This is a genomic window from Streptomyces sp. CBMA29, from assembly GCF_014596445.1.
In the GTDB taxonomy this organism is placed as follows: Bacteria; Actinomycetota; Actinomycetes; order Streptomycetales; family Streptomycetaceae; genus Actinacidiphila.
On the sequence record NZ_MECL01000062.1, the window covers coordinates 118,479 to 124,879 of the forward strand.

The 6,401-nt window shown below is 72.9% G+C and carries 8 protein-coding genes and 1 pseudogene; 6 read left to right on the forward strand and 3 right to left on the reverse strand.

From position 1 onward, the window contains the following. The first annotated feature begins 175 nt into the window (after window positions 1-175). A complete protein-coding gene (locus tag BGM09_RS09480; protein WP_223186566.1) occupies window positions 176-613 on the forward strand; it encodes a MarR family winged helix-turn-helix transcriptional regulator in 438 nt (145 codons plus the stop codon). A gap of 70 nt (window positions 614-683) precedes the next feature. Here BGM09_RS09480 and BGM09_RS09485 read toward each other — a convergent pair whose 3' ends face one another. After that, entirely contained in the window at window positions 684-1,505 is an 822-nt protein-coding gene (locus BGM09_RS09485) for a phosphotransferase family protein (RefSeq protein WP_188281023.1), read from the reverse strand. Between the two features lie 233 nt (window positions 1,506-1,738). On the opposite strand from BGM09_RS09485, the gene BGM09_RS09490 reads away from it, so the two are divergent. The 4 genes from BGM09_RS09490 to BGM09_RS09505 all read left to right on the forward strand — a co-directional run bounded on the left by BGM09_RS09490 (window position 1,739) and on the right by BGM09_RS09505 (window position 4,691). After that, entirely contained in the window at window positions 1,739-2,479 is a 741-nt protein-coding gene (locus tag BGM09_RS09490; protein ID WP_223186548.1) for a DUF4232 domain-containing protein, read from the forward strand. A gap of 3 nt (window positions 2,480-2,482) precedes the next feature. Beyond that, the gene (locus tag BGM09_RS09495; RefSeq protein WP_223186549.1) at window positions 2,483-3,166 is read left to right on the forward strand and encodes a class F sortase; all 684 of its coding nucleotides are present in this window, start codon (window positions 2,483-2,485) and stop codon (window positions 3,164-3,166) included. Window positions 3,167-3,349: 183 nt separating this feature from the next. Next, window positions 3,350-3,853, forward strand: coding sequence for an RNA polymerase sigma factor (locus BGM09_RS09500; RefSeq protein WP_317452611.1), 504 nt, complete (start codon window positions 3,350-3,352; stop codon window positions 3,851-3,853). After that, window positions 3,837-4,691, forward strand: a complete 855-nt coding sequence (locus BGM09_RS09505; protein ID WP_188281025.1) for a DUF4232 domain-containing protein — start codon at window positions 3,837-3,839, stop codon at window positions 4,689-4,691. The genes BGM09_RS09500 and BGM09_RS09505 overlap by 17 nt, the downstream gene beginning before the upstream one ends. A 36-nt stretch (window positions 4,692-4,727) precedes the next feature. Here the strand turns inward: BGM09_RS09505 and BGM09_RS09510 are convergent, their stop codons facing one another. Then, complete coding sequence (locus BGM09_RS09510; protein ID WP_188281026.1) at window positions 4,728-5,000, reverse strand: hypothetical protein; 273 nt, start codon at window positions 4,998-5,000, stop codon at window positions 4,728-4,730. Then, entirely contained in the window at window positions 4,997-6,193 is a 1,197-nt protein-coding gene (locus BGM09_RS09515) for an NAD(P)/FAD-dependent oxidoreductase (RefSeq protein ID WP_223186568.1), read from the reverse strand. Before BGM09_RS09515 ends, BGM09_RS09510 begins: the two co-directional genes overlap by 4 nt. On the opposite strand from BGM09_RS09515, the pseudogene BGM09_RS09520 reads away from it, so the two are divergent. Then, window positions 6,093-6,401: pseudogene (locus BGM09_RS09520) on the forward strand (hypothetical protein); the annotation flags it as partial. The gene BGM09_RS09515 and the pseudogene BGM09_RS09520 sit on opposite strands and share 101 nt — an antisense overlap.

Below are 6,401 nucleotides of genomic sequence, written 5' to 3' on the forward strand. Positions count from 1 at the left end.
GTGGGAGTCGTCCGGCCGCGGCCGGGGACGACGCGGGCAGGGAGATGTGCAGGATACATAGGATGTGCGTCATGCACATTGCCCGGGTGGTGGGTACTCTCGGAAAGCGAGGATCACCTACGGCACGGGTCGTACGTGAGGCGTCCTACGTCATGGGTCACGCGGAGGCGGTGTGCTGGAGCGGCTGGAGCGGGAACTGATGCTGGTGGCCCGCCACCATGTGCTGACGCGCCGGGACAGCTCGGCCGAGCGGCTGGACAAGTCCGCCTATCTGCTGCTCGCGCGGCTCGACTCCGAGGGCCCGATGTCCATCGGGCAGCTCGCCGACGCCTTCGCGCTCGACACCTCGACGGTCAACCGGCAGACCGCCGCCCTCCTCAGATCCGGCCTCGCCGAACGCGTTCCCGATCCCGAGGGCGGCCTCGCCCGCAAGCTCCGCATCACCGAGGAGGGCGCCAAACGGCTTGCCGCCGACCGCGAGTTCTACATCGCGGGCATCGACAGCGTCCTCACCGACTGGTCACCGCAGGACGTGGAACTCCTCAGCGACATGCTCGCCCGCTTCAACCGCAGCATCGAGTCCCGCGAGGGACGACAGTGGCCGCAGCCGTGAGCGTGCGTGCGACGCGCCGTCCACGTGCGGACGTCCGTACGCCCGCTGTTCTGACCCGCTGCCCCGCCGGTCAGCCGAGCAGCGCCAGCATCCGGTCCGCCTGCCGCCGTACCGTACCTGGCGGATTGCGCCGCGCGGCCGGGTCCTCGAAGGCCAGCAGGAACAGCCAGACCAGCGCGATCAGCCGTCGGCACTCCCGCAGCCTGGCCGACTCCGCCGCCGTCAGCTCGAAGTGGGCCAGGAAGGCCCGGACATCCAGCGGGTGCTCCACCCAGCTCGCCACATGCTCGGTGATCTCCGCCAGTTCGTACGCCCGGTCGCTGCGGCCGGAGTCCTCGAAGTCCACGACCCGCACGCGGGAGCCGTCCCAGAGGTAGTTGGCGAGATTGCCGTCGCCGGGCCCGAAGACCTCGGACACGGCGGGCCGTTCCGTACGGTCAAGGCCCGACGCGTCCAGCCACGCCAGCCCGGCGACGACGACGGCGTCCACCTCGGCGTCCACCAGGCCGCGCACCCGTGGCGCCCAACCCCGCAACCGCCGGACGATCACCGGCTCACGATCCGGCCGCATCGGCACCTCGGCGAGTACGTCGGCGGGCAGGGCTTCGTGCAGGGCCTGCACCGTCTTCGCCAGACACGCCACCCGCTCGCCGTCCAGCGGCGCGCCCCGCAGCGGCACTCCGGGCAGCAGCGACATCGCGACCACGGGGCGCGCGTCCGCCGACATCTCGCGGGAGTACGGCCGCGGCGCCAGCCCCGGCGCGTACCGGTCGAGCAGCGTCAACGCCCGCCACTCGCGCGCGGCGCGCTCGTGCGCCGCGGGCAGGAACCGTTTGGTGACGCGGTCGGCCGAGACGGTGATCGCGTGCGTACTCCACTGATGCGCTCCCATGGCGACCGATCCTGCCAGGCCGACAGATCGCCGTTCGCCGGCCGCCGGGCTCGGCGGTCATGAAGTCCCGCCGGTCGTGAAGCCCTGCCGTCCGGCGGGGGATTGACTTGGCGAACTCTTTACAACCAGGACCCGCCCCGCGTCGTCTCTCCCCTGCGAATCCCCTGACGGCCCGGCCGACGCTCGTTCCGGAGCGCGGCAGCCGGGGGGAGAAGGGAAGACCGGACATGCGCATGAGTTCACTCGCCGTCGGCGCCGCCGCGTTCTCGACCGCGGCCAGCTTCGCCGTACTCGGAGCGTCCCCGGCGACCGCCGTCGCCCCCGCGAGCGACACATCGAGCACTCCGATGTGCGCCACCTCCCAGCTCACCGCGTCCCTCGGCGGTGAGGACGCCGGAGCGGGGAACCTCTACCGCTACCTGGTGCTGACCAACCACAGCGGCACCACCTGTCACCTCACCGGATTCCCCGGTCTGTCGCTGCTCGACGCGAGCGGCAAGCAGATAGGCGCGCCCGCCACCCGCGAGCACAACGGCTACGCGGCGGTCGTGCTGCGCCCCGGCGGCAAGGTGAGCGACACCATCCACACCATCAACCACCAGGGCACCTGTCTGCCGACCTCCACGAGCCTGCGGATCTACCCGCCGGGGAACAAGGCGTCGCTGGTCTTCGCGGGGAAGATCACCAACTGCGACAACCAGTTCTCCGTCACCCCGCTCGTCGCGGGCACCAGCGGCAACCCCTCCAACTCCGCGCCCACCCCGACGCCGACCACCACGTCCTCCGGCTCCGGCTCGCAGGTCACCGCCGTACCCAGCGGCGCCCCCGACACCGGCCTCGCCGAGACGGCGCACTCCTCCGGCACCCACGACAAGGACACCCTCGCGCTGGCCGGCGCCGGTGTGCTGGCCGTCGGCGCCCTCGGCCTGGTCACCGGGATGCGCCGCAGGTCGCACGGCCGGACACAGGACTGACCGTTGCCGACCGTCACCTCCCTCAGCCGTTCCGTCCCGGTACGGGCCTGGTGCGTGCTCGCCGCCGCCGTACTGGTGCTGCTGAGCGGCTGCCAGTCGGATCCGCCCGCTCGGGCCACCCCGGGCGGGACGGAGCGGACGCCGTCCGCCTCGGCGCCCGCGGCGACATCGGCGCCGTCGTCCGGCGGTGCGACCCCGGCGACCACCGGGGCCGTACCGCTGGCGCGCTCGGTCCCGGTCCGGCTGCGGATCGCGGCCATCGGCGTCGACACCCCGGTGATGTCGCTGGGGCTCAACTCCGACGGCACCGTGACCGTACCGCCGATCGAGGCGCACTCGCCCGCGGGCTGGTACAGCGGCTCGCCGACGCCCGGCGTCACCGGACCCTCGGTGATCCTCGGCCACGTCACGGTCGGACAGTACGGCGACGGCGTCTTCCGCCACCTGTCCAAGCTCGCGGCCGGCGACCGGATCGAGATCGGCCTCAAGGACGGCGCCACGGCCGCCTTCATCGTCGACTCCGTCCAGACGGTCGCCAAAGCGCGATTTCCGACGGACCGCGTGTACGGGAACGTCGACCACCCCGCTCTGCGTCTCATCACCTGTGGCGGTTCCCGGATCACCGGGAGCGGCTATCAGGACAACGTGATCGTCTACGCGTCCCTGTCGTCGGGAGCGGGAACCTGAACCGGACCCCGCACCCGTCCGCCGTCGGGACGCCGACCGCGCGTACGGACCGGAACCGGTCCGCGCGTACGTCCCCGGCGCCGGCCCCGATCCGGGACCGGCGCGGGGCGGGCGGCACCGGGCGGCCCGGGATGTCTGCCCCGGCGCCACCGGGGCAGACGACGATCACCACGAGGACGACGAGTGAGGAGAGCGGCCATCCGGTCCCAAGAGCGCGCGGCCGCCGAACTGTTCGAGGCCGTCTACCCGCGCCTGGCGGGCTGGTGCCGCCGTCTGGTGGACGACGACGGGACCGCGCACGAGATCGCGTCCGAGGCCTTCACCCGGCTGTGGGCGCGCTGGGCCAAGGTCGAGGAGCCCAGCGGATACCTCTATGTGACCGCGGCCAACCTGGTCAGGGACCACTGGCGCAGACTGGAGCGCGAGCGCCGCGCCATGCGCCGATTCACCACGGAGGAAGCCGTGAAGGAGCAGCAGGACAGCAGCGACCCCTCGGTGCGCATGCTCGTCCAGTCCCTCCCGGAGCGACTGCGCGACCCGGCACTGCTGTACTACTACGCGGACCTGCCCGTACAGCAGGTGGCCGCGCTGCTCGGCCGGAACGAGGGCACGGTCAAGGCCGACCTGCACGCGGCCCGCGAACTGCTGCGCGCCAGGCTGGGGGAACACCATGACCGGACTGTCTGACGACGGTCCCGGCGGGGAGCCCTTCGACCCGCTGGAACCGCTGCTGCGCCCCCCGGCGGTCTATCTGCCGCCGCCCGCGGGCTCCTTCGAGCTGATCCGCCGCCGTGCGGCCAGGCGCCGCCGCTCCCGCGCGATGGTCGGCGGCACGCTCGCCGCCGCCGTCATCACTGGTGCCTTCTACGTGGCCGGCGCGCTGAACAGGGACGACTCGCAGGAGGTCGTCCCCACACCGGCCAACAGCAGCGGGCCCGTCACCACGGCCCCGGGACCGACGACCCCGCCGGTCGTACCGCCGCCCGCGCCCACCCCGACGCGGACCGCGCCCACCACGGGCCAGAGCGACGGTACGACCGTCACGTCCGAGCCGTCAGGGTCCACTGCGCCCACCTCGCCGACCAGCACCAGCACCGGCACCGACTCCGCCGCCACACCGCTGTGCACGGCCGCGCAGCTCACCGCCTCCCTCGGCGACGGCGACGCGGGCGCGGGCAACCTCTACCGCTACCTGCTGCTCACCAACCACAGCGATACGGTCTGCCATGTCACCGGCTTCCCCGGCCTGTCGCTGCTGGACGCGAACGGCAAGCAGATCGGCGCCCCGGCCACGTACCAGAATCTCCCGCACGAGCCCGTGGTGCTGCGGCCGGGCGAGTCCGCGAGCGACACCATCCACACCGTCAACCAGCAGGGGACCTGTCTGCCGACCTCCACGAGCCTGCGGATCTACCCGCCGGGCAGCAAGGCGTCGCTGGTCTTCGCGGGGAAGGTCACCAACTGCGACAACGAGTTCGTCGTCACCCCCTTCACCGCGGGCAAGACGGGCAACCCGCCGTCCTGACGGGGACGGCGGGGGTCGGTCCGTGCCGGTGCCGACTCAGTGCACGTCCGGGGGACTGGAGGTCGCGGGCGGCATCGAGTAGGTGGGGGACGCGGGCGAGCCCGAGCGGACGCCCGGCGGTTTGCTGGGGGGCATCGGCGCCGCGGTGATCAGCACCCTGCCGTACGCCGCCATCGCCGCCGCCATCACGATCAGGATCATCAGCCAGCGCAGGTGCAGGCGGGCGGGGACGCTGAGCAGCCACGACAGCATCCCGCCGGACAGCAGCAGCCCGGAACGACTTCTGCGGTTGACGCCGCGACGGCTCATCCGCGCCCCCTTCCGCCGTCGGCCCGCGTATGGGGCAGGGTGCGGCCGATCTGGTCGCGGTAGCGCAGGAGTTCCAGCGGCATGTCGAAGGCGACGGCCGCCACGATCTGCGGACCGTACGCGGTCTGCCGGGAGTAGCGGACGAGGAAACGGTCGGAGCGCATCGAGCCCGCCATGACCTCGGTGTCCGTGCCGAGCGCGGGGATGCCCACCGCCTGGATCCGGATGCCGTGCTGTTCCGACCAGAAACGCGGCACCGGGGTGAAGCGCGCCGCGCGCCCGGGGCCGCGCAGCAGCGAGTCGGCGGCGTGCTGCCCCATCTCCACGGCGTGGATGAGGTGTTCGATCCGGCGCGGCTCGGTGTCGAAGCGCGGGTTCGGCCAGCGGGCCACGTCCCCGGCCGCCACCACATGCGGCGTGGTCCTGCCCCACTGGTCCACCGCGTGGCAGGTCGGCCCGCAGAGCACGCCGTCGGAGATCTCCAGACCGCTGCCCCGCAGCCACTCGGTACGCGGCTGGCCGCCGAGACCGAGCACCACGAAGTCGCAGTCGAGGACCGAGCCGTCGTCGAGCCGCAGCCGCAGCCCGTCGCCGTGGTCCTGCCAGTCGGTGATCTTCGTGCCGAGGCGTACGTCGACACCCGCGCGGCGCTGGAGCGAGCCGACCACCGCGCCGACCCTGGCGCCGAGCACCCTGCGCAGCAGCGGCGCGCTGTGGACGACGAGCGTCACGTCCATCCCGTTCTCCCGCGCGGTGCAGGCGAGTTCGCAGCCGATGAAGCCGCCGCCGAGGATCACCACCCGGCGGGCGCGCGCCGCGTGCATCGCCCGCCGTATCGCCGCCGCGTCCTCGATCGTGCGGACGGTTCGGACCCGGTCGCTGAACACCGGCGCCTCGGGCAGCCGTTTGGCGTCCACACCGGTCGCCAACACCAGCCCGTCGAACGGCAGATACTCCCCGCCGCGCAGTTCGATCGCGGACTTCGCCAGGTCCAGCCCCGTCATCCGGGTGTCGAGCAGCCAGTGCGCGTCCAGCGCCGCGTCCGCGCGGAAGGGCAACTGCTGCTCGGCGAGCCGGCCCGACAGGTACTGCTTGGACAGCGGCGGACGGCTGTACGGTCGGTGCGGCTCCTCGCCGACCATCACCAACTCCCCGTCGAAACCGCGCTCCCTGAGCCGGGTCGCGGCACTCAGCCCGGCGAGTCCGGCGCCCGCGACGACGATCCGCCGCAGGCTCGCCCGCGCGGCGGAGCCGCTGCGCAGCGGACGCGCCGCCCGCCGCCCGATCGGACCCCCGCAGCCCAGCGCGCGCTTCGCCCGCTACGGCTTCGCCGGGTTCACGATGATCGCCGCCATCCCGCTGTCCGCGATCGGCGCGGTCAACGCCGGTACGGCGGGCCTG

Excerpts from the sequence above, each read along its gene's own strand:
- BGM09_RS09485 (WP_188281023.1), bottom strand. The coding sequence starts at position 1,505 with ATGGGAGCGCATCAGTGGAGTACGCACGCGATCACCGTCTCGGCCGAC.
- BGM09_RS09490 (WP_223186548.1), top strand. The coding sequence starts at position 1,739 with ATGAGTTCACTCGCCGTCGGCGCCGCCGCGTTCTCGACCGCGGCCAGC.
- BGM09_RS09505 (WP_188281025.1), top strand. The coding sequence starts at position 3,837 with ATGACCGGACTGTCTGACGACGGTCCCGGCGGGGAGCCCTTCGACCCG.
- BGM09_RS09510 (WP_188281026.1), bottom strand. The coding sequence starts at position 5,000 with ATGAGCCGTCGCGGCGTCAACCGCAGAAGTCGTTCCGGGCTGCTGCTG.